Annotated in this window: 24 protein-coding genes and 1 pseudogene; 16 read left to right on the forward strand and 9 right to left on the reverse strand. The window is 58.2% G+C overall.

Features of this window, described 5'->3' with window-relative positions; genetic code table 11:
- The first annotated feature begins 40 nt into the window (after positions 1 to 40).
- The 6 genes from ALO43_RS10235 to ureC all read left to right on the forward strand — a co-directional run bounded on the left by ALO43_RS10235 (position 41) and on the right by ureC (position 4,448).
- Positions 41 to 886, forward strand: coding sequence for an urease accessory protein UreD (locus ALO43_RS10235; protein ID WP_005888605.1), 846 nt, complete (start codon positions 41 to 43; stop codon positions 884 to 886).
- 43 nt (positions 887 to 929) lie between these two features.
- Positions 930 to 1,232, forward strand: a complete 303-nt coding sequence (gene ureA / locus ALO43_RS10240; protein ID WP_005888604.1) for an urease subunit gamma — start codon at positions 930 to 932, stop codon at positions 1,230 to 1,232.
- 10 nt (positions 1,233 to 1,242) lie between these two features.
- Positions 1,243 to 1,785, forward strand: a complete 543-nt coding sequence (locus ALO43_RS10245; protein WP_005888603.1) for a GNAT family N-acetyltransferase — start codon at positions 1,243 to 1,245, stop codon at positions 1,783 to 1,785.
- Positions 1,786 to 1,795: 10 nt separating this feature from the next.
- Complete coding sequence (locus ALO43_RS10250) at positions 1,796 to 2,329, forward strand: GNAT family N-acetyltransferase (RefSeq protein WP_005888602.1); 534 nt, start codon at positions 1,796 to 1,798, stop codon at positions 2,327 to 2,329.
- Positions 2,326 to 2,634, forward strand: coding sequence for an urease subunit beta (locus ALO43_RS10255; RefSeq protein WP_005888601.1), 309 nt, complete (start codon positions 2,326 to 2,328; stop codon positions 2,632 to 2,634). The genes ALO43_RS10250 and ALO43_RS10255 overlap by 4 nt, the downstream gene beginning before the upstream one ends.
- 113 nt (positions 2,635 to 2,747) lie before the next feature.
- Positions 2,748 to 4,448 carry an urease subunit alpha gene (gene ureC, locus ALO43_RS10260; protein ID WP_005888600.1) on the forward strand — a complete coding sequence of 567 codons (1,701 nt, stop codon included), beginning with the start codon at positions 2,748 to 2,750 and terminating at the stop codon, positions 4,446 to 4,448.
- Between the two features lie 538 nt (positions 4,449 to 4,986).
- Here ureC and ALO43_RS31825 read toward each other — a convergent pair.
- Positions 4,987 to 5,223 (reverse strand): annotated as a pseudogene (locus ALO43_RS31825) (thioredoxin); the annotation flags it as partial.
- Between the two features lie 14 nt (positions 5,224 to 5,237).
- Positions 5,238 to 5,795, reverse strand: a complete 558-nt coding sequence (locus tag ALO43_RS31390) for a thioredoxin family protein (protein ID WP_230855601.1) — start codon at positions 5,793 to 5,795, stop codon at positions 5,238 to 5,240.
- Here ALO43_RS31390 and ALO43_RS10275 point away from each other — a divergent pair.
- Positions 5,766 to 6,896, forward strand: a complete 1,131-nt coding sequence (locus tag ALO43_RS10275; RefSeq protein WP_054997466.1) for a sensor histidine kinase — start codon at positions 5,766 to 5,768, stop codon at positions 6,894 to 6,896. The genes ALO43_RS31390 and ALO43_RS10275 overlap by 30 nt on opposite strands.
- Positions 6,897 to 6,955: 59 nt before the next feature.
- Here ALO43_RS10275 and cbpA read toward each other — a convergent pair whose 3' ends face one another.
- Positions 6,956 to 7,900, reverse strand: a complete 945-nt coding sequence (gene cbpA, locus ALO43_RS10280) for a curved DNA-binding protein (RefSeq protein WP_054997516.1) — start codon at positions 7,898 to 7,900, stop codon at positions 6,956 to 6,958.
- Positions 7,901 to 8,213: 313 nt separating this feature from the next.
- On the opposite strand from cbpA, the gene ALO43_RS10285 reads away from it, so the two are divergent.
- On the forward strand, positions 8,214 to 9,479 hold the full coding sequence (locus tag ALO43_RS10285; protein ID WP_053481086.1) for an Hsp70 family protein: 1,266 nt from the start codon (positions 8,214 to 8,216) through the stop codon (positions 9,477 to 9,479).
- A 115-nt stretch (positions 9,480 to 9,594) separates the two neighbouring features.
- Here the strand turns inward: ALO43_RS10285 and ALO43_RS10290 are convergent, their stop codons facing one another.
- Entirely contained in the window at positions 9,595 to 10,605 is a 1,011-nt protein-coding gene (locus ALO43_RS10290; protein WP_005888590.1) for an AI-2E family transporter, read from the reverse strand.
- 188 nt (positions 10,606 to 10,793) lie between these two features.
- Positions 10,794 to 11,084 (reverse strand): PsiF family protein, encoded by a 291-nt coding sequence (locus tag ALO43_RS10295; protein ID WP_024670367.1) that lies wholly within the window; start codon positions 11,082 to 11,084, stop codon positions 10,794 to 10,796.
- Positions 11,085 to 11,235: 151 nt separating this feature from the next.
- On the opposite strand from ALO43_RS10295, the gene ALO43_RS10300 reads away from it, so the two are divergent.
- Entirely contained in the window at positions 11,236 to 12,117 is an 882-nt protein-coding gene (locus ALO43_RS10300) for a DMT family transporter (RefSeq protein WP_024690942.1), read from the forward strand.
- Here the strand turns inward: ALO43_RS10300 and ALO43_RS10305 are convergent.
- Complete coding sequence (locus ALO43_RS10305; RefSeq protein ID WP_005888582.1) at positions 12,114 to 12,347, reverse strand: hypothetical protein; 234 nt, start codon at positions 12,345 to 12,347, stop codon at positions 12,114 to 12,116. The genes ALO43_RS10300 and ALO43_RS10305 overlap by 4 nt on opposite strands.
- Before the next feature lie 311 nt (positions 12,348 to 12,658).
- Between ALO43_RS10305 and osmE the strand changes: the two genes are divergently transcribed.
- A complete protein-coding gene (osmE, locus tag ALO43_RS10310; protein ID WP_005888580.1) occupies positions 12,659 to 12,997 on the forward strand; it encodes an osmotically-inducible lipoprotein OsmE in 339 nt (112 codons plus the stop codon).
- A 104-nt stretch (positions 12,998 to 13,101) separates the two neighbouring features.
- Here osmE and ALO43_RS31135 read toward each other — a convergent pair whose 3' ends face one another.
- Together ALO43_RS31135 and ALO43_RS32345 are read right to left on the reverse strand one after the other, a co-directional pair.
- Positions 13,102 to 13,425, reverse strand: coding sequence for a class I SAM-dependent DNA methyltransferase (locus ALO43_RS31135; protein WP_162882507.1), 324 nt, complete (start codon positions 13,423 to 13,425; stop codon positions 13,102 to 13,104).
- Between the two features lie 249 nt (positions 13,426 to 13,674).
- Positions 13,675 to 13,761 (reverse strand): small membrane protein YohP, encoded by an 87-nt coding sequence (locus ALO43_RS32345; protein WP_441344152.1) that lies wholly within the window; start codon positions 13,759 to 13,761, stop codon positions 13,675 to 13,677.
- A gap of 211 nt (positions 13,762 to 13,972) precedes the next feature.
- Here ALO43_RS32345 and ALO43_RS10315 point away from each other — a divergent pair, with 211 nt between their 5' ends.
- Positions 13,973 to 14,512: a ferritin-like domain-containing protein gene (locus tag ALO43_RS10315; protein WP_005888575.1), complete on the forward strand. Its 540-nt coding sequence runs from the start codon at positions 13,973 to 13,975 to the stop codon at positions 14,510 to 14,512.
- 243 nt (positions 14,513 to 14,755) lie between these two features.
- Here the strand turns inward: ALO43_RS10315 and ALO43_RS10320 are convergent, their stop codons facing one another.
- On the reverse strand, positions 14,756 to 16,822 hold the full coding sequence (locus tag ALO43_RS10320; RefSeq protein WP_054997467.1) for an AsmA family protein: 2,067 nt from the start codon (positions 16,820 to 16,822) through the stop codon (positions 14,756 to 14,758).
- A gap of 222 nt (positions 16,823 to 17,044) precedes the next feature.
- On the opposite strand from ALO43_RS10320, the gene ALO43_RS10325 reads away from it, so the two are divergent.
- From ALO43_RS10325 to ALO43_RS10345, 5 genes are all read left to right on the forward strand, one after another.
- Positions 17,045 to 17,677, forward strand: coding sequence for a TetR family transcriptional regulator (locus ALO43_RS10325; protein ID WP_024670370.1), 633 nt, complete (start codon positions 17,045 to 17,047; stop codon positions 17,675 to 17,677).
- 238 nt (positions 17,678 to 17,915) lie between these two features.
- Entirely contained in the window at positions 17,916 to 18,416 is a 501-nt protein-coding gene (gene ureE, locus ALO43_RS10330) for an urease accessory protein UreE (RefSeq protein WP_005888569.1), read from the forward strand.
- The gene (locus tag ALO43_RS10335; RefSeq protein ID WP_024670371.1) at positions 18,413 to 19,087 is read left to right on the forward strand and encodes an urease accessory protein UreF; all 675 of its coding nucleotides are present in this window, start codon (positions 18,413 to 18,415) and stop codon (positions 19,085 to 19,087) included. The genes ureE and ALO43_RS10335 overlap by 4 nt, the downstream gene beginning before the upstream one ends.
- Positions 19,088 to 19,108: 21 nt before the next feature.
- The gene (ureG, locus tag ALO43_RS10340) at positions 19,109 to 19,723 is read left to right on the forward strand and encodes an urease accessory protein UreG (protein WP_005888565.1); all 615 of its coding nucleotides are present in this window, start codon (positions 19,109 to 19,111) and stop codon (positions 19,721 to 19,723) included.
- 26 nt (positions 19,724 to 19,749) lie between these two features.
- Complete coding sequence (locus ALO43_RS10345) at positions 19,750 to 20,322, forward strand: HupE/UreJ family protein (RefSeq protein ID WP_005888563.1); 573 nt, start codon at positions 19,750 to 19,752, stop codon at positions 20,320 to 20,322.
- Positions 20,323 to 20,347: the final 25 nt, after the last annotated feature.

The following is a 20,347-nucleotide window of genomic DNA, read 5'->3' on the forward strand; positions in this document are numbered from 1 at the left end:
TCCGTTATCGTGCTGCCCTTGATCAGCCATTGAAGACGCCATGAATCTGCCTGCACACACTGCCTTGTTCACACCCAGCTGGCACGCCGAGCTGGAACTGGGCTATGGCCGTTTCGACGACTGCACGCGCCCGACCCAACGCCGCCACAAGGGCCCCTTGCGGGTCCAGAAACATTTGTACGCTGAAGGCCCGCAGGTGTGTCAGCACATCATCGTCCACCCGCCTGGCGGCATAGCCGGGGGCGACCGCCTGGATATTTCGGCCACCGTCGGCGCCAATGCCTGGGCGCAGCTGACCAGCCCTGGCGCGGCCAAATGGTATCGCGCTGCAAGCCCGGCGTTTCAGCAACTGGAGCTGCATGTCCAGCCCGGAGCGACGCTGGAGTGGCTGCCACAGGAAACCATCGTCTTCAGCAATGCTCAGGCCGAGCTGACCACGCGCATCGAGCTGCACGGTGACGCCCGACTGTGCTACTGGGACGTCGTGGCGCTGGGCCGTCCGGCCAGTGGCGAACGTTTCGAACACGGCCATTTTCAATCGCATCTGGATATTCGTCGCGACGGAACATTGCTCTGGCATGAGCGGCAACGCATTATCGGCGGTGACGGGCTGCTGGATTCGCCTGTCGGCCTGGACGGCAAAACGGTGTTCGCCACCCTGCTGCTGACCGGCGAAGTGGCCAGCGACCTGCTTGAAGACTGCCGCTCGCTGTCGATGCCCAATCCGGTTCGCGGTAACCTGACACAGTTGCCGGGGTTGGTAGTCGCGCGTTGTCTGGCCGACGAGGCCTTGCACGCCAGGGCCTGGCTGATAGAAATCTGGAAACGCCTGCGCCCGGCCCTGCTTGGCCGCGAGGCGGTAACGCCGAGAATCTGGAATACCTGATTCGGGTACGACCCACCACCGAATGTGAAGAAGCAGAAAGCCTATGGACCTGACGCCACGCGAAAAAGACAAGATGTTGATTTTCACCGCCGGACTGGTTGCCGAACGGCGTCTGGCGCGCGGGGTGAAACTCAATTATCCGGAAGCCATGGCCTACATCTCGGCGGCGTTGCTGGAAGGTGCGCGTGACGGCCAGACAGTCGCCGACCTGATGCACTACGGCACTACCCTGCTGAGCCGCGATCAGGTCATGGAAGGCATTCCGGAAATGATCCCGGAAATCCAGGTGGAAGCCACCTTCCCGGACGGCACCAAGCTGGTCACCGTACACCAGCCGATTGCCTGAAGGAGTGATCATGCAAGAGCTGATTCGCGATGCGCTGCCGGGCGATCTGCCGGGCATCCTGGCCATCTACAACGATGCAGTGCTCAATACCACGGCTATCTGGAACGAGCAGCCGGTCGATCTGGCCAACCGCCAGGCGTGGTACGCGTCTCGCCAGGCCCAGGGGTATCCGATCCTGATCGCCATTGACAGTGCCGGCGATGTACTCGGTTATTCATCGTTCGGGGACTGGCGCCCTTTCGAAGGCTTTCGCCATACCGTCGAGCATTCGGTTTATGTGCGCGCCGACCAACGTGGCAAAGGTCTGGGGCCGCGTTTGATGGCTGCTTTGATCGAGCGCGCGCGCACCTGTGACAAACACATGATGGTGGCTGCCATCGAAAGCGGCAACGCGGCCTCCATCGCCCTGCACGATCGTCTGGGCTTCAAGATCACCGGGCAGATGCCGCAGGTCGGTACCAAATTCGGCCGCTGGCTGGACCTGACATTCATGCAGCTTGATCTGTCCCCCGGCGCGGCGGCGCCCGCTTCGCAAGCCCCCGCCCCCCTCTAGAGAGCACGCCATGAACCATGCACAGTTGCGACGCGTCACCGTTGAAAACTTCGCGTATTACCGCCACGGCCTGGCGCAGTTGCTGTTCGACACGGTTCACGGCGGCGCTTCGATCGGCTTCATGGCCGACCTGGACATGGAGCAGGCTTACGCCTGGTGCGATGGCCTAAAAGCCGATATCGCTACAGGCAGCCTGCTGCTTTGGGTGGTGGCTGAAGAAGCGCATGTGCTGGCCAGCGCGCAACTTTCACTGTGCCAGAAGCCCAATGGCCTGAACCGTGCCGAAGTGCAGAAACTCATGGTGCAGCCAGCGGCCCGAGGTCATGGCCTTGGCAGACAACTGATGGAAGAGGTCGAGCAGGCTGCTGTGAAACACAAACGCGGGCTGCTGCATCTGGACACCGAAGCCGGCTCCACGGCTGAAGCCTTCTATCGCTCGCTGGCCTACAACCGCGTCGGCGAGCTGCCGGATTACTGTGCGACACCGGATGGTCGTTATCGACCAACCGCCATTTATTTCAAAACCTTGGGGCAACCGACATGATCCCTGGTCAGTACCAGATCCAGCCCGGCGACATCGAACTCAACGCAGGACGCCGCACCCTAAGTCTGACCGTCGCCAACAGTGGCGACCGGCCGATTCAGGTGGGCTCGCACTTCCACTTTTTTGAAACCAACGACGCCCTGACCTTCGACCGCGCCGCCAGTCGTGGCATGCGCCTGAACATTCCGGCCGGCACCGCCGTGCGCTTCGAACCGGGCCAGTCACGAGAAATCGAATTGGTGGACCTGGCGGGATTGCGCAAGGTCTTCGGCTTTGCCGGACGGGTAATGGGCGAGCTGGATTGAGTCGTTTTTGAATATTTTTCCTACGCGCCGCGTGGGATGCGTGCCAACGCGGAGCATTGGCACGATAGTCATAGTCAGTCGGGGTTGCGCATAACGATGCACAAGGAATCACTATGAAAATCTCCAGACAAGCCTACGCCGACATGTTCGGCCCCACCGTTGGCGACAAGGTTCGACTGGCGGATACCGAATTGTGGATCGAGGTCGAGAAGGACTTCACCACTTATGGTGAGGAAGTGAAGTTCGGCGGTGGCAAGGTCATCCGTGATGGCATGGGCCAAGGCCAGCTGCTGGCTGCCGATGTGGTCGATACGCTGATCACCAACGCCTTGATCATTGATCATTGGGGCATCGTGAAGGCCGACGTCGGCATCAAGAATGGCCGTATTGCAGCAATCGGCAAAGCCGGTAATCCGGATATTCAGCCAGACGTGACCATCGCCGTCGGCGCGGCCACCGAAGTCATCGCAGGTGAAGGCATGATCCTCACCGCAGGCGGCGTCGACACACACATCCACTTCATCTGCCCGCAGCAGATCGAAGAAGCGCTGATGAGCGGCGTGACCACGATGATCGGCGGCGGCACCGGCCCCGCAACCGGCACCAACGCCACGACGGTCACCCCAGGCCCTTGGCACATGGCGCGCATGCTGCAGGCCTCGGATTCGTTCCCGATGAACATCGGCTTCACCGGCAAGGGCAACGTCAGCCTGCCCGGCCCACTGATCGAGCAGGTCAAGGCCGGCGCTATCGGTCTGAAACTGCACGAAGACTGGGGCACAACGCCTGCCGCCATCGACAATTGCCTGAGCGTTGCCGATGAATATGACGTACAGGTCGCCATCCATAGCGACACGTTGAACGAGTCAGGTTTTGTCGAAACCACCCTGGCGGCGTTCAAGAATCGTACGATCCACACTTATCACACCGAAGGTGCCGGTGGCGGCCATGCGCCGGACATCATCAAAGCCTGCGGTTCGCCGAACGTGCTGCCGAGTTCGACCAATCCGACCCGGCCCTTCACTCGCAATACCATTGATGAGCACCTGGACATGCTCATGGTCTGCCATCACCTGGACCCGAGCATTGCCGAAGACGTGGCTTTCGCGGAAAGCCGCATTCGCCGTGAAACCATTGCTGCCGAGGACATTCTCCACGACCTGGGCGCGTTCTCCATGCTCAGTTCCGACAGCCAGGCGATGGGCCGGGTCGGCGAAGTGATCATGCGCACCTGGCAAACCGCCGACAAAATGAAAAAACAACGCGGCCCGCTGCCGCAGGATGGCCCCGGCAACGACAACTTCCGCGCCAAGCGTTACATCGCCAAGTACACCATCAACCCGGCAATTACCCACGGCATCAGCCATGAAGTGGGTTCCATCGAGGTCGGCAAGTGGGCAGATCTGGTGCTATGGCGTCCGGCATTTTTCGGCGTCAAACCTACCCTCATTCTCAAAGGCGGGGCCATCGCTGCCAGCCTGATGGGCGACGCCAATGCTTCGATCCCGACACCACAACCGGTCCACTATCGCCCGATGTTCGCCAGCTATGGCAGCTCGCTGCACGCCACCAGCATGACCTTCATCAGCCAGGCAGCCTTTGACGCAGGCGTGCCGGAAACCCTGGGCCTGAAAAAGCAGATCGGCGTGGTAAAAGGCTGCCGCACCGTGCAGAAAAAAGACCTGATCCACAACGACTACCTGCCGGACATCGAAGTCGATCCGCAGACCTATCAGGTAAAGGCAGACGGCGTGTTGCTATGGTGCGAACCGGCCGATGTGCTTCCGATGGCGCAGCGGTATTTTCTGTTCTGAAAAAAATGGCCTTCGACTTCAGAAGGTCCTTCAATATTTCCCGCCAAGTTTACTCTGCGAGGCCAAGCAACTCGTTGATCTTGGCTCTGAACCAGAATTTCAAGTGAAAATTAACGGTTTCATCGATCTTTTTACCGTTCTTGAAAAAGATAACAGTCGGCGCTTTAGTCAAATTGTAGTTTAGCTCTGCAGTGGGGCAGGCGCCCGGCGGCACACGAAGCATGACGACCCTCCCTTCAAACTCAGGCGCAAGATCATCGAGAATGGCCCAGGTCCGCATGACGTTGTAAGCTTCAATCTCCTTCCTCTCTTTCTCCTCCTTCTCTTTCTTCTCTTTCTTCGCCTTCTCTTTCTTCTCCTTTTCCTCCTCTTTCTCGTCCTCTATCTCCTCGTCTATCTCCTCCTCTTTCTCCTTCTTTTTCTCGCTGCTCGGGGTGCAGAATCCCAGCAACACCAATGGATTGAATTCACTCCATTTGCGATTGAAATCGTCATCGTCTTTAACTGTCTGGACGGTGGCTGCTTTTTTCTTGTAATTCAGAAGCGTTTCTTCGGATTTCAATATATCCAGTGCCTGCAGCGAATCGTTGATAGCGTCCAGCATACCCAGATCCTGACTGTTTTTTTCGCCCTGCAACACTCGGCTCAAAGCACTAAAAAACGTGAGCTTTCCTTGCGCTAGATCGCCCAGCTTGTTGGCCTTCTTGTCGGCCAGTATTCCCGAGACCAGCGTGATCTGTTCTTCGACGAACGCTGCGAATTCTGTCTTCAGCATGGTGAATATCTCCTTCATGAGGTGAGCAGCAATTCATCCAGCACGCGCACCATCCGCTCATTGGTCTGCAGCCCGACAATGTCTTCTCTTGCCCTTTTGCCTGCCTTGAAAAAAACGATCGTCGGACCGCAATTTATCTTGTATTCCTTTGAGGCCACGGGGTTCAAAGAGTCCTCGAGATCCAAATCCAGTTCGATATACACCCTGACCAGGATGGCTTTTTCAGCATACTTCTCTGCAAGATCATCAAAGATAACGTCCATTTTGGCGCTGGCTTTTTTTTCCTTCCCTTTCGTTGAGAACTCCACCGCCACAAGCTTGTGGTGGCTGGCCTCGACGACCTCTTTCTGGAAGATTGCATCGGTAACAGTTATTACACTCATGCGCTGGCCCTTCGTTCGATTAATCACAGATCGAACATAGGCCTGTGAAAAAAAGGCGTCTACTGACAGAAATGACAGTAAACGCCCTGTTTGTGGTGCCCTGTAAAGGGGGTAATATGCGCCATCTTTTTTACGTCCCTCCAGCAAGGTAGTCGGCACATGCGCCTTTCCGAATTCATCGTTGTTCATGTGGACCGCATCGTCGATGAATGGGAAGACTTTGCCAGAACGCTGAAACCGGCCGCCGAGAGCATGACCCGGGTTGAACTAAGGGATCACGCCAGGTCGATTCTGCTCGCGGCTGCACGGGACATGAATACCGCACAGAGCAAAAGCGAAGAGGTCGCCAAGGCTCGGGGCGAGGAGCTGAACAAGACGCCGAGCCTGGATGAAGCTGCCAGCAGTCATGGCGAGTTGCGCCATGAGGTAGGTTTTGATCTGGTGCAGATGACGTCCGAGTTCCGCCACCTGCGCGCCAGCGTCATACGTCTCTGGGCCGAGAATATGGCTACGCCGCAACGGGATGACCTTCAGGACGTAATCCGTTTCAACGAAGCCATCGACGAAGCGCTGGCCGAGTCCACCGCCGCCTACGCGGAGCGCGTCGGGCGCTCACGGGATATTTTTCTGGCCATCCTCGGCCATGATCTGCGCGCACCGCTTCAGGCCGTCAGCATGTCTACCGAACTGCTGGCGCGCAAAATATTGCCGGACGAAAAGACCCAGTCCTATGTATCGCGCATCCAGACCAGCACCCGGCACATGGGCGCGATGGTCAGCGATCTGCTGGAGTTCGTGCGCAGCCGGCTGGGCGCAGGGTTGCCGGTGGAGCGCAAATACATGGACCTGGCCGGCGCTTGTCGCGAGGCTATCGAAGAGGCCTGTGCAGGGCGACCGGGCTCGACGCCGGTCCTGAACATCGAAGGAAATACTGAGGGCCATTGGGACACCGGCCGGATCAGCCAGATGCTGCAGAACCTGATCGGCAACGCCCTGCAACATGGCGCGGCCAGTCACGAAATCACGCTCAGCGTCACCGGCAACAATAAAGCCGTGGTGCTGGTGGTACACAACGAAGGCAAGCCGATCGCAGAAGATGCGATCGGCACGATTTTCGATCCGCTGGTGCGCAGCACAGAGGAAGACAGCGAAACACGCGGCACGTCAACCAGCCTTGGGCTTGGCCTGTTCATCGTCAAGGAAGTGGTCAACGCCCACAGCGGTAGCATCACCGTGACCTCAAGCATTGCCGATGGCACCACCTTTACTGTGATGCTGCCAAAAAACTGAGCCCGTCAGGTTGTCGTGCCAATACGCTGCAAAGATGACAACCCGCGTTACATCGGCAATCAGCCCTTCCAGTGAGCCCGTGGATCAAACGAGGCGCTGTCGGCCAGTTTCTGCCAGAGCGCACGGGTCGCTTCATCCGTATGCTTGGGCACGACGATCTTGAGCTGGGCATACAGATCACCGCGTTCGCCACTTTTGGTCATCAGGCCGTTACCTTTTATGCGCAGCCGCTGACCGTTCTGACTGTCGGGACGTATGGTCAGGCTCAGCCTGCTGGTGAGGGTCGGCACGGCAACCTTGGTCCCCAGTACGGCTTCCCATGGCGCCAAGGGCACGGTGATCACCAGATCGTGGCCTTCGACCTCGAACATAGGGTGGGGCGCCAGGCGAATAATCAAGTACAGATCACCAGCGGCTCCGCCCGCCACACCAGGGGCGCCCTGCCCTTTAAGGCGAATACGCTCGCCATCGGTCACGCCCGCAGGAATCTTCACGTTCAGGGTCTTGGTGATGTCACCCATGCGCTGCCCGTTGGGACTGTGCTGAGGCACCTTGAAGCTGACCTGCTTGGATTCGCCCGACAGGGTCTCCTCAAGGAACACCGCCAGTTCCATTTCAACATCCTGCCCGGTGCGACCGGGGTTGCGGGTACGTCCGCCCTGCTGTGGCCGGCCACCGAAAATGGAGCTGAAAAACTCGGAAAAGTCTGCCGTTTCCTCGAATCCGCCAGCACCTGCTCCGGCGCGGCTTTGCCAGCCGGGCGGAGTCTGGAACGGACGCCCTTGTCGACCGTACTTGCGCAGCTCGTCGTACTCGGCCCGTTTGTCGGGGCTGCTGAGCACTTCGTAGGCTTCTGACGCTTCCTTGAACTTGTCTTCCGCGCCGGCTTCCTTGCTGACATCGGGATGATACTTGCGTGCCAGTTTGCGATAGGCGGTCTTTATCGCCTTGTCGTCCGCAGTGGGCTCAACGTCAAGTATCTTGTAGTAGTCTTTGAAATCCATGTAACGATCACCCATCCGATTTATCCGGCAAAGCCAGATACGCTGGCGTCACGCGCCCAGCTCCCTCCCTGTAGAGAGGTATCTGGATTACCTAACGTCGAAAAATGTACCGATAGCCAGCCGCGTTTGCAGGCGGTTCGAGTGTTCGACAACCTGGTCTACCGAGAATCCCTTCAAGATTGGGGGTAATGAGCCTCAGTTCAAGCCTTGGCGGCAAATACCGTCAGGCAAATATAAGCGACGTGTCGCGCTACGCAATTTGCGTGCGCTGACATAAACTGCGCGGCCGTTTTTTGACTGGAACGTAAAAGACATGAATGACCAATCCCCGGCCCGTGCCTGCGGCATCGATTTCGGCACGTCCAACTCCACTGTCGGCTGGCAACGACCCGGCGTGGAATCGTTGATCGCGCTGGAGGACGACAAGATTACCCTGCCATCGGTGGTTTTCTTCAATATGGAAGAACGCCGCCCGGTCTACGGACGCCTCGCGCTTCACGAGTATCTGGAGGGCTACGAAGGCCGCCTGATGCGCTCGCTCAAAAGCCTGCTGGGCTCCAAGCTGATCAAGCACGACACCAGCGTTCTGGGCACCGCGATGCCGTTCAAGGATCTGCTGGCCCTGTTTATCGGCGAACTGAAGAAGCGCGCCGAGCACTTCGCAGGGCGCGAATTCGAGCACGTCGTGCTGGGCCGCCCGGTACACTTTGTCGACGATGACGCGCAGGCTGATCAGGAGGCTGAGGACACGCTGGCCGAGGTAGCACGCAAGATCGGCTTCAAGGAAGTGTCATTTCAGTTCGAGCCCATTGCGGCGGCATTCGATTACGAATCCACCGTCATCGCCGAAGAGCTGGTGCTGATTGTCGACATCGGCGGCGGTACCTCGGACTTCTCGCTGGTGCGCCTGTCACCCGAGCGGCGCGAGCACGATGATCGCCAGCAGGACATCCTGGCCACAGGTGGCGTACACATCGGCGGGACCGACTTCGACAAGCAGTTGAGCCTGCAAGGTGTAATGCCACTGTTCGGCTACGGCAGCCGCATGAAAAGCGGCGCCTACATGCCGACCAGCCATCACATCAACCTGGCGACCTGGCACACCATCAACGCGGTGTACTCGCAGAAATCCCAGCTGGCACTCGGCAGCATGCGCTACGACATCGAAGACACCGGCGGTATCGATCGCCTGTTCAAGCTGATCGAACAGCGCGCCGGGCATTGGCTGGCAATGGAAGTGGAAGAAACCAAGATCCACCTGACCCATGCCGAACACCGTCATTTGCCGATGGACCGGGTCGAGCCCGGGCTGAGTGTGGAGCTGAGTCGGGCCATGTTCGAATCGGCGATCGACGCTCAGCTCGAGCGTGTGCGTAACAGCGTGACAAATTTGCTGAATGACGCAGGCGTGGGTGTCGAGCAGGTCAATACAGTGTTCTTTACCGGCGGTTCAAGTGGCATCCCGGCATTGCGCAACAGCGTCTCTGCGATGCTGCCCAACGCGCGCCATGTCGAAGGCAACATATTCGGCAGCATCGGCAGCGGTCTGGCGATAGAGGCGAAGAAGCGCTACGGCTAGGCGTATGATTCCTTCCCTGAGCATCGGAGCAGGGTTATACACAGGCCCGCTTTTGATTCTGGCCGAAGGCCGTGGGAGGGGGCTCATCCGCGATCTGTCGGGTACAGCCTAGACGCTAGACCAACCCTTCTTTCTGCAGTTCGCTCTTCAGGTACGCATAGTAAATCGGCCCTGCCACCACCCCCGGCAGGCCGAAGGCTGCTTCGAACAGCAGCATCGCCAGCAGCAACTCCCACGACTTGGCGTTAATCTGCCCGCCGACGATTCGCGCATTGAGGAAGTATTCGACCTTGTGGATAACGATCAGGTAACACAGCGCGGCCAACGCGACCCAGATCGAGATCGACATGCCGACGATGAAGATCAGCGTGTTGGACATCAGGTTGCCCACCACCGGCAACAGGCCGAGCAGGAAAGTCATGATGATCAGGGTTTTGGTCAGCGGCAGGTGGATCCCGCACAGCGGCAACACGATGGCCAGGAACACCGAAGTGAATGCGGTGTTCAGCAGGGATATCTTGATCTGGGCGAAGACGATATTGCGAAACGCCCGGCTGAGCAGGTACAGGCGGTCAAACAGCGCGGCTGCCAGGGGCTTGCGAACGTGGTCTGCGGAAATTCGCTGCAAGGCGATGATTGCGCCTAGCACCATGCCTATCAGCATGGTGACGAACATATGCGCCGCGCCCTTGCCGATCAATTGCAACTCGCCCACGTGCTTCTGCAGCCACAACCCGAGGGAAACCCGAAACTCTGCAGCACTGGCCGGCAGGTAAGCATCAATGAAAGGAGGCAACTGCCCGCGTGCGCGGTCTACCAGAACCATGAACTTGTCCAGCGAAGCACCGGGGTTCTCGGCCTCATGCAGCACAAAGCTGATGACGCCAGCAAAAATCAGCGTCAGCAGACTGACGACGACAGTGCCCAACAGCGCGACGGCCAGCCAGCGAGCACGTTCGCCGGAAATAAGACGCTGCAACTTGGGAGTCAGCATGTTGACCAGTTCAAACACCAACAGACCGGCTAGCAGGCTGGGCAACAACTTGAAAGGCAACACCATCAACAGGCCGCCAAACACAAGGATCCAGCTGGCGATTAACACCTGACGCGCAGAAAACGTTGGCATAGACCCTCAAAGGGCAACACTAGGAAGGTGGGCAGTCTGCCAGCCTTCTCAGCCGAGAACCAGTGATGCGAAGGGTGTAAAAAGCCAGGCGCAATTGTCCGCCCGATGATCGGCCCTTCAACTGCGCGAAAGTGCAGTGTTTACTGCACCCGCGCTGACCTCTGGCAGGAGCCGCCAGCGTCGGAAAATTATTTCTTCTTGAGACAATCACTCATGAAACTCTTGCGGGCATCGCCCTTGAGTGCCTCTGCGCTGGCCGTCGCATTACAGGTTTTCATCTTTTCCTGCTGAGTGGCAGCAGGCGCCGGCGCAGCTTTCAGGCAGGTACTCATGAACGTCTTGCGCTCGTCGCCCTTGAGCGATCTGGCACTGGCGTCGGCATTGCAGGTGGTCATCTTGTTCTGCTGCGTGGTGGCAGCAAAACCCTGGGCGGAACACATCAGGCCAACGAGCAACAAAGGGATACCTAACTTGTTCATCGATTGACTCTCCACATACCCTGCGCCGGACGGCACAGGCTGTGATTCAGTGTAGTCAGCATCGCAATACATGAAGGCTTAAGGTACATCGCCGCTGGCCTTTGCGAGAAACAAGCGGATAATTACCCCTCGTTTTAATGATGATGCCCTCATGCAATACGCTTTCCCGCTGATTACAGTCCTCATCTGGGCGATCAATACAGCTGTCACCAAGGCATCCGCCGGCGTGATCTTCCCGGCTGAAATAGGCTTTTATCGCTGGGCACTTGCTGCGCTGCTGTTCACGCCGTTCATGCTCAGGCCCGTCTGGGCAAACCGTGCCGCCATCAGGCCGGTGCTGGGGAAAATCTTCATTTTGGCCGTACTGGGCACCGCGCTTTATCAAAGCCTGGCGTACTTCGCTGCCGGCCTGACTACGGCCACCAACATGGGCATCATTCAGTCGCTGGTGCCCATGATGGCGCTAGGGCTGTCGATTGCATGCCTGGGCACTCGGCTGACCTCTGGCGCGCTGTGGGGGGCCGTTCTTTCATTCGCGGGGGTGGTCGTGGTGGTCTCGGCGGGGAATCCGGCCCAGTTGATCGAGCATGGTCTGAACCGTGGAGATGCGATGGTGCTGGTGGCAGCGACGTCCTATGCGATCTACAGCACGCTGCTGAAGAAATGGCAGTTGCGTCTACCGCCCCTGCAATTGCTGTATGTGCAGATCCTGCTGGCAATCATTGTGCTGTTGCCACCGTTTCTGCTGTCGCCTAAAACCGGCTTGAACGCGAGCAATATTCCGATGGTGTTATATGCCGCCATCCCCACCTCGATGCTCGCGCCGTGGCTGTGGATGACATCGATCATGCGCCTGGGGCCCAGCCGCACGACCTTGTTCTTCAACCTGATGCCCATTGCCACCGCATTGATCGCCGCGGCGACACTGGGCGAACAGCTGGCGCTCTATCACCTGGCTGGCGGAGCGCTGACCCTGTGCGGAGTCGTCCTCGCAGAACGCTGGACGACTCCGCTGCGGTCCAGGACAGCCTAAGCAGTCGCGCTGCTTTCAACGCCCTCCAGGCTATGAATCGACACATCGGTGATACCGGCTGCGTGAGGCATGCCGGTATCGCCGCCGGGAAGCTCGTCCAGCTCTACGTGATGCTTGAGCGCCAGCTCGTGCACCACTTCGATGATGGGTACGTCCAGATTCTCGATAACGTCTACGTGGTGCTCGCCGAGCAGTGTGTACTCGATCTCATACAGCTCTTTATCGCTCATCGCATCTTCCTGGCCGTCACTGAGGATCGGCTGATTAACGAACTACGGTCTGAAAAACCTGACGATGACCTGACCCAAGGTCGAACCAGACGCTCGACCATGCCATCAGATTGACCTCAGTGTTTCATGAACGTGCCAGCAATTATTCGGCGAGCTGCTTTTCAGTCTCGGTCGAGGTATTTAGTCGCGGAAAAGCATCAGCGCGCAAGCAAATGCTGCCTCATCGCCATCTTTTTTTCGAACTCTCACCCCCCTTCCCTGCTCCAAGGCATACCGGGCCAAAACCGGCTCTGACTTGTGGAGCAATAAAGATGTACAAGAAAATCCTCGCAGCGACCTTTGTATTGGCAACGATGGCTGGCTGCAGCAATACAACCGTGCAGAACCCGGTGGACTATGTCACTTATCGCAACGAACCACTGGTCAAGCAGGTCGAGAACGGCATGACCCGCCAGCAGGTCCGGACCATCGGTGGCGAGCCGTCGACCACGATCGAGCGCAAGGTCAATCCGGGGACGTGCAACAACTACGTGATGTACAAGGATGGCCATAAACAGGTCTACCACGTCAGCTTCAACAGTGATGGCCGCGTGACCAACAAAGGTTTCATGACCTGCGAACAGCGCGAGCAGAACGAAAAAGCGATGTAACTGAAATAACGCATAGAACTATCGTATAAAAGCCCGACGTGCAATGCGTCGGGCTTTTCCATGTTTAATGCTTAATGTTTAATGTTTAAACAATCAACACACAATTAAACATTGCGTTTCAAATCACCTTTGACGTCTTGCAACTTGCGTAAAGACTTGATGTTATAGCCGCTCACCGCAAACGCTGCACCACTGATGGCCAAAGAACGGCTCATATGGCTTTTGACGCTTTTATTCAAATCGCAGACATCGCGGGCGAGGCACTGGACGAGAAGTACAACAAATGGATCGTCGATGGCACGGCGGGCGGTAACGTGACAGGCGGTTGGGACCGAATCAATAATAAAAAGTACTCGTGAGGCACGAACATGGCCGAAGCACGATCTTCCTATAAAGTTGAAGTGGATACTGCTTACACCATTGATCACGCAGCTTACGCCATACACAGTTCTTATTCTATTTCAACTATAGACATTCTTTAGCACGCACACATAAATAGCTGGACGGCGCAGATTATGGTGCTAATCGAACTGATCTGTTTCACTCAGATTGCGATTCCCAACGCCTGAACGATCTTGCGCTGCAAATGACAACAAACGCTCTGAAAAAGAAAACAATCACCGCGCCCAGAAGAATCCCCCAGGGCGCAGTGGCAAGGCCAACCATCAGGTTGACGCTTAGAAAACCAGCTTGAACAGGGCGATAACCACGACCAGGCCGATCAGAAAGATGATGCCGACGGTGCTTCCCAGGAATTTAAGCATTGTATGTATCTCCACGATTTATTTGGGTCTCTTGCTTGGGACCGCAGGGGATCGCGCTCGTTTCTTATATTTTTACATTTAGTCACATCCGTTCTGGCCAGCAAAAATCCGATAAAACTTTTTGGCCCTCTTGTACTCACAACCCTTGCTGATCTTGCCGGGCAACACACAGAGCGAGACCGCAAAACCTGATGAGTCCTGGAGATAAATGATGAATTCTGCACCGCAATCACAGCTATCCGATGTAACTACCCTGCGCCAGCGTGCGCGCCAAAATGTTGAGAATGGTGCGGTCACTGAAGGCTACAGCGCCGACCGTGAGACTGTATTGCGTCTGCTCAACGAGTCGCTGGCCACCGAGCTGGTGTGCGTGCTGCGCTACAAGCGCCACTACTTCATGGCATCCGGCCTGAAAGCCAGTGTCGCTGCGGATGAGTTTCTCGAGCATGCAACTCAGGAAGCCGAGCACGCCGACAAGCTGGCCGAGCGTATCGTGCAACTGGGTGGCGAACCGGAATTCAACCCGGACCTGCTGTCGAAGAACTCCCACGCACAGTACGTTGCGGGCAACACCCTGAAAGAAATGGTCTACGAAGACTTGGTAGCCGAGCGCATTGCCGTCGACAGCTATCGCGAGATCATTCAGTACATCGGTGACAGCGACCCGACGACTCGCCGTATCTTTGAGGAAATCCTGGCTCAGGAAGAAGAGCACGCCGATGACATGGCGGACATTCTCGAAGGCCTGTAACACGCGGCAAAAAGCGAAAAGCCAGGACCTGTGTCCTGGCTTTTTTGTGGGCGATGGATTATCGCGCTGGAGCGTGCGGAACGATGCTCTCTGGCGCTACGCAGATTCTCGTTCCCCACGCTCTGCGTGGTAACGCATCTCGTGACGCTCTGCGTCATCCGTCGCAGCCGTGACGCTCACTTCAGACCGAACGGGGTCCGGTTCCATTGAAGCCAGAGCGTGAAGAACCAGACTGCCCCCAGGTTACTTCACCGTCTTCGGCGCCTTGCCGGTGCGCATCTGTTCCAGCAGCGGCCCGCACTGATTCGGCGCACTGTCGCCAGTCGCCACCAGCGCCAGCAAGCCTGCCGCCGGGCCTACGGTTGCACCGAGCAGGACCATGCCCGCCCCGCGCAGCAGCAACGGACCGGAATGCACGCCGGCGTTAGGCTTGGCGAACGGGCCGTTGACGTACAGTGGCGAACGCAGCGAAAAGATGCGGAAGCCCTTGGACTCAGGGTTGATCTGCAAATCAAGCTGCTCGGTCTTCATGTTCGCGGTGCCGTCGATGTAGATGATGGCGTTCTCGGTATCGAAGACGAACAACTTACTGGTCGCCAACCCGTCCTTGATGCCGAAGTCGGAAGCCGCGCAATTGATCTTCACGTCCTTGTCGCCAAACAATTTGCCGACCACGTAATTACCAACGTTGAGCCCGGCAATTTCCATCAGGCCGCGACTGATAGCACCGTCGTTGACCAGCATTTTCATTTCGCCATTGGCGGTGCCCAGCAAGGCAGCGATGGAGTTGCCCCGCCCACTGATGTCAGCATCACCGTTCAACTCACCAAAACTGGTCTTCATCGGCTCGAAGGTCGGGAACAGCTGTTTGAGTTTGAAGTTGCGCGCAGACAGCTTTGCCCGACCCAGCAAGGGTTTGTTGCGCCCGTCGAGCCGGATGTCGCCATCCAGCTTGCCGCCCGCAACGCCGAAGCGCAGCGGCTCGAGGCTCAACTGACCGTCGTCGAGAATCAAGTGCGTATAGAGGTCAGTGAACGGCAGATCAGGGCTTTGCACGATGCGCTTGCCGGTGAACTCCACGTCCGCATCCATTGCACGCCAGCGGTCGGTCTGGAACTCCTCTACCGGCAGGACCTTGCCCGAAGGCTGTTTGCTCTCGCCGCCACGTTTTTTCTGCGCGGCGTTGGAGTCGGCGCCGATCAGCGGCGCAAGGTCGCTAAACAGCAGTTGATTGGAGACCAGCACACCACTCAGCTTAGGCCGAGGCTGGCTGGCGACGTAACCCAGGTCGCCGTGAATATCGCTGTTACCGATCTTGCCGTTGAAGCCTTCGTAACGAAAGCTCGCGCCCGCAGGGTCGTGCAGCTTGGCAATCAGCCGGCCGTCAGTGGCATAGGCAGGCGAATCCGGCAGCGTCACGCCAGTCAGCGGGTAAAGATTGCTCAGGCTCGCGCCGGACAATTTCAGGCGCAGGTCCAGTGCGCCGAGGTTTTGCGGGTCAGTCAGGGTGCCGGCAATCAACGCATGGGTGTCGCCGATCTTGACGTCTGCCTGTACCGGAAAGGGCTGATTGGCATCCTTGAGCGCCAGCAGGCCACCGATCTTGCCAGTGCCGCTCAGCTTCTGGCCGTGGTACTGGCCTTTGACAGCCAGCCCAAAGGCATAGTCCTGTGGCACAGCGCCTTTTTCCTGCGCCTTTTGCGCCTCTTTGCTGCCGACGATTTCGCCGAACGGAATTGGCTTGCCCAGCATGTCGATCACGACATCGAGATTGGCATTCAGCGTCTGATCAATGAAGCTCACCAGCCCCTTGTCGAACTTGATCGCGCCGATATCCACCACCCACTTGGACGGCTCGGCATCCGGATCGGACTTGGGCAGGTCAAAGACCCAGTTGGCACGACCGTCGGCGAGGCGCTCAAGTTTGGCTTCCGGACCGGTCAGGTCAATACGCGGAATGACCACTTGCTGCACCAGCAACGGCAGCAGCGAGAGACGAAATTCAACGTGCTTGAGTGTCACCATCTGCGGGGTTTTCGACCATTCCGGGTTGCCCAGCATCAAATCATCGGCCACAAAATGCGGCGAAGGCACCCAGGCACGCCAGCCACCCAGTTCAGGTTCGCGCGTCCAGCGCACATCCAGATCCCCGTTGATTGCAAACGGACGATGCAACGCCTCGCTGACTTTCTCGTTGAGAGTGGGTTTGATGCGGTTCCAGTCGAAAGTGACGATCACGATGACCAATAGGGCCAGCACCAGTAACAGCGTGGCGCCCATCCAGGCGAAAATCTTGCGGCTGCGCGTCATGCGTGACTCTCCAGAAAACAGCGCCCCGACCCTGGCGCGCTGAATATGACTTGAATGTTCGACTGAAAAATGCGCCGAGGGTTTGATTTGAATATGAATCCGTGGCAAAAACCAGCACCAATGCTGTGCAGGCAATCATAGACGCACCTTAAAACCCCTTCGACGTAAGCGAAGCGCATTTGCTAAAGTGCTGCACAGCCTAATCCAAGAAACATTTGAGCCATGCTGCCCCGCGCCGAACAGAAACAACAAACCCGCAGAGCCTTGCTGGACGCCGCCCACCAGTTGATGGAGAGCGGGCGTGGCTTCGGCAGCCTGAGCCTGCGAGAGGTGGCACGCACGGCGGGCATCGTGCCCACCGGGTTCTATCGACATTTTGAAGACATGGACCAGTTGGGCCTCGCACTGGTCAGCGAGGTCGGTCAGACCTTCCGCGAGACCATCCGGCTGGTGCGGCAAAACGAATTCGCAGTGGGCGGCCTTATCCGCGCCTCGGTGAAGATATTTCTGGAGCGCGTGGCTGCCAACCGTTCACAGTTTCTGTTCCTTGCCCGCGAGCAATATGGCGGCTCGCTAAAGGTGCGGCAGGCGCTCGGGGCCTTGCGCGAAGGCATCAGCGCCGACCTGACCGCCGACCTGGCGAAAATGCCCAAATGGCGACATCTGAATGCTGATGCACTGTCGATCATCGCCGACCTGGTGGTGAAAAGCGTCTTTGCCATGCTGCCGGAACTGATCGACCCCCCACCCGCCTCGCTCGCCCCGCACCTGACCCCGCAGGCGAAAATCACCCAGCAGTTGCGTTTCATCTTTATAGGCGCGCGACACTGGCGAGGGCTTGGCAGCCACGATTGAAAGCGGTGCATCGCTCTGCACGTTCTAGCTTGAAACCGCTTTCGCAGGCTGGCCCATCACCCGGCGAAAAATTAATGCACCAAACTGAAGCAAACCCCTAAATTCGCACCACAATGAATCGCAGCCATGCTCGTGGAGCGCGTTTTCAGCCACGTCTTTCAGCCATTTCCTACACCTTGCTCTGTTGGCAAGCACCTTGCTCTGCTTTGAAGCATCGCAATTGGCTGGAAGCTATCTGATGCTGGTGATTCACACACGAATCGAACCTCAGGCCGAATGGGCCGCCGAACTGCATTTGAATTTCGAAGCGCGCAGCAAGAGCCGTTTGCGCTGCTTCAGTGCAGAAAACGAAGACGTCGGGCTGTTCCTGCAGCGCGGCCAGTCACCTTTGCGTGATGGCGAGTTTCTGCGGGCGGAGGACGGGCGCATCGTACGGGTCTGTGCGCGGCCCGAAAAACTGTTGCATGTCACCTGTAGCAGCACCTTCGAACTGACGCGCGCCGCCTACCATCTGGGTAACCGGCACGTCGCCTTGCAGGTCGGTGATGGCTGGCTGCGCTTGCTCGACGATTACGTGCTCAAGGCCATGCTTGATCAACTGGGCGCTACCACTGAAACCATCGAAGCGCCATTCCAGCCGGAACATGGCGCTTACGGCGGCGGTCACCACCACTCACGCGCCGGGGAAGAAGACTTCAATTACCCGCCGCGCATGCACCAGTTTGGCGTGCGCACGTGAACAGCGCCTGGGCGCTCTTGCGCCTGGCCAGTCCGCAGTTGCCGATTGGCGGTTACAGCTACTCGCAAGGACTGGAAATGGCGGTAGAGCAGGCCATTGTGGTGGACCCGCAGACTGCGGGGCGCTGGATCGGTGATCAGTTGCTGCTCAATCTTGCCCGTTTCGAGGCGCCTCTGTTGCTGGCTCATTGCGAGGCTGCGGTAGCCGACGACTGGGCGCAATTGCTGCAGGTCAGTGAGCAGCATCGCACCAGCCGCGAGACTCGCGAACTGCATCTGGAAAGTCGTCAGATGGGCTATTCGCTGAAACAGTTGCTCAACGGGCTGCCCGAGCTGGATCGCGATGCCCGCCACTTTCTGGAGCAGACCGCAGAGCCGCATCTCGCCCTGGGCTGGGCGCTCGCTGCACGTACTTGGCAGATCAACCCGCAGGACGCGCTGGCCGCGTGGCTCTGGAGCTGGCTGGAAAACCAGCTGGCAGTGCTGATGAAAACCTTGCCGCTTGGCCAGCAGGCCGCTCAACGCCTGACCAGCGAGCTATTGCCATTGCTGCAACAGGCTCAGGCAAATGCCACACACCAGGACATACATCATGTTGGCAGCGCAGCTTTTGGTCTGTCGCTCGCCAGCATGGCGCACGAACGTCAATACAGCCGGTTATTCCGGTCCTGATCAGCCCTTAAGGAGAATTCAATGAACAGCCAACCCCTGCGCGTCGGCATCGGTGGCCCGGTAGGTTCCGGCAAGACCGCACTGACCCTGGCGCTGTGCCTGGCCTTGCGTGATCGTTACAACCTGGCCGTCGTGACCAACGATATCTATACCCGTGAAGACGCCGACTTTCTGGTGCGCAACGAAGCACTGGCGCCCGAGCGCATCATCGGCGTTGAAACCGGTGGCTGCCCGCACACGGCGATTCGCGAAGACGCTTCGATCAATCTGGAAGCGGTCGATCAACTGAACAGGCGCTTCGAAGCTCTGGACATGATTATCGTCGAGTCCGGTGGCGACAACCTGTCAGCCACTTTCAGCCCCGAGCTTTCTGACCTGACGATCTACGTGATCGACGTGTCGGCGGGCGACAAGCTGCCACGCAAGGGCGGGCCAGGCATCTGCAAATCCGACCTGCTGGTGATCAACAAGATCGACCTCGCGCCGCTGGTAGGCGCTTCACTGGAGATGATGGACAGCGACACGCGCAAAATGCGTGGCGAGAAGCCGTTTGTCTTCAGCAACCAGAAAACCGGCCAGGGTCTGGAACAGATCATCGCCTTCATCGAGCGCCAGGGCTTGCTGACTGCCGCCTGAAATCACCTCTCTAAAGGAACCTGTTGATGAACTACACAAAAGCCTTTGGCGCACTTGCCCTGCTGCTGGCTCCGACCCTGGCCCTGGCTCACCCCGGCCACGGCGATAACGGTTTGATCGCCGGCATAAGCCATCCGCTCGGCGGGCTGGATCATTTACTGGCGATGCTTGCAGTCGGCCTGTGGGCCGCTCAGCAAAAAGGTGCGGCGCGCTGGGCACTGCCTTGTGCATTTGTCGGCACCATGTTGATCGGCGGCGTTCTGGGTTTCGAAGGTCTGAACCTGCCAGGGCTGGAAAGCGGCATTGCGGCTTCGGTGCTCGCATTGGGCCTGGCTGTCGCCCTGGCGGTTCGTCCGCCGCTGGCACTGGCGGTGGCTGCAACGGCACTGTTCGCAATGTTTCATGGCGTGGCGCATGGTCTTGAACTGCCTGAGATGTCCAGCCCTTGGGCCTATGCAGCCGGTTTCGTGGCGGCAACGGCAGCCTTGCATGCAGTGGGTTACGCCGTAGTGCGCGCACTGCCGCAAGCCGCCGCACCCTTGGTTCGCATCGCAGGCGCAGCCTCGGCAGCTACTGGCGTGTGGTTGCTGGCAGGCTGAATGTTCCAAGGAACACTTCAGCGCC

Origin of the sequence: Pseudomonas tremae, from assembly GCF_001401155.1 — a bacterium.
In the GTDB taxonomy this organism is placed as follows: Bacteria; Pseudomonadota; Gammaproteobacteria; order Pseudomonadales; family Pseudomonadaceae; genus Aquipseudomonas; species Aquipseudomonas tremae.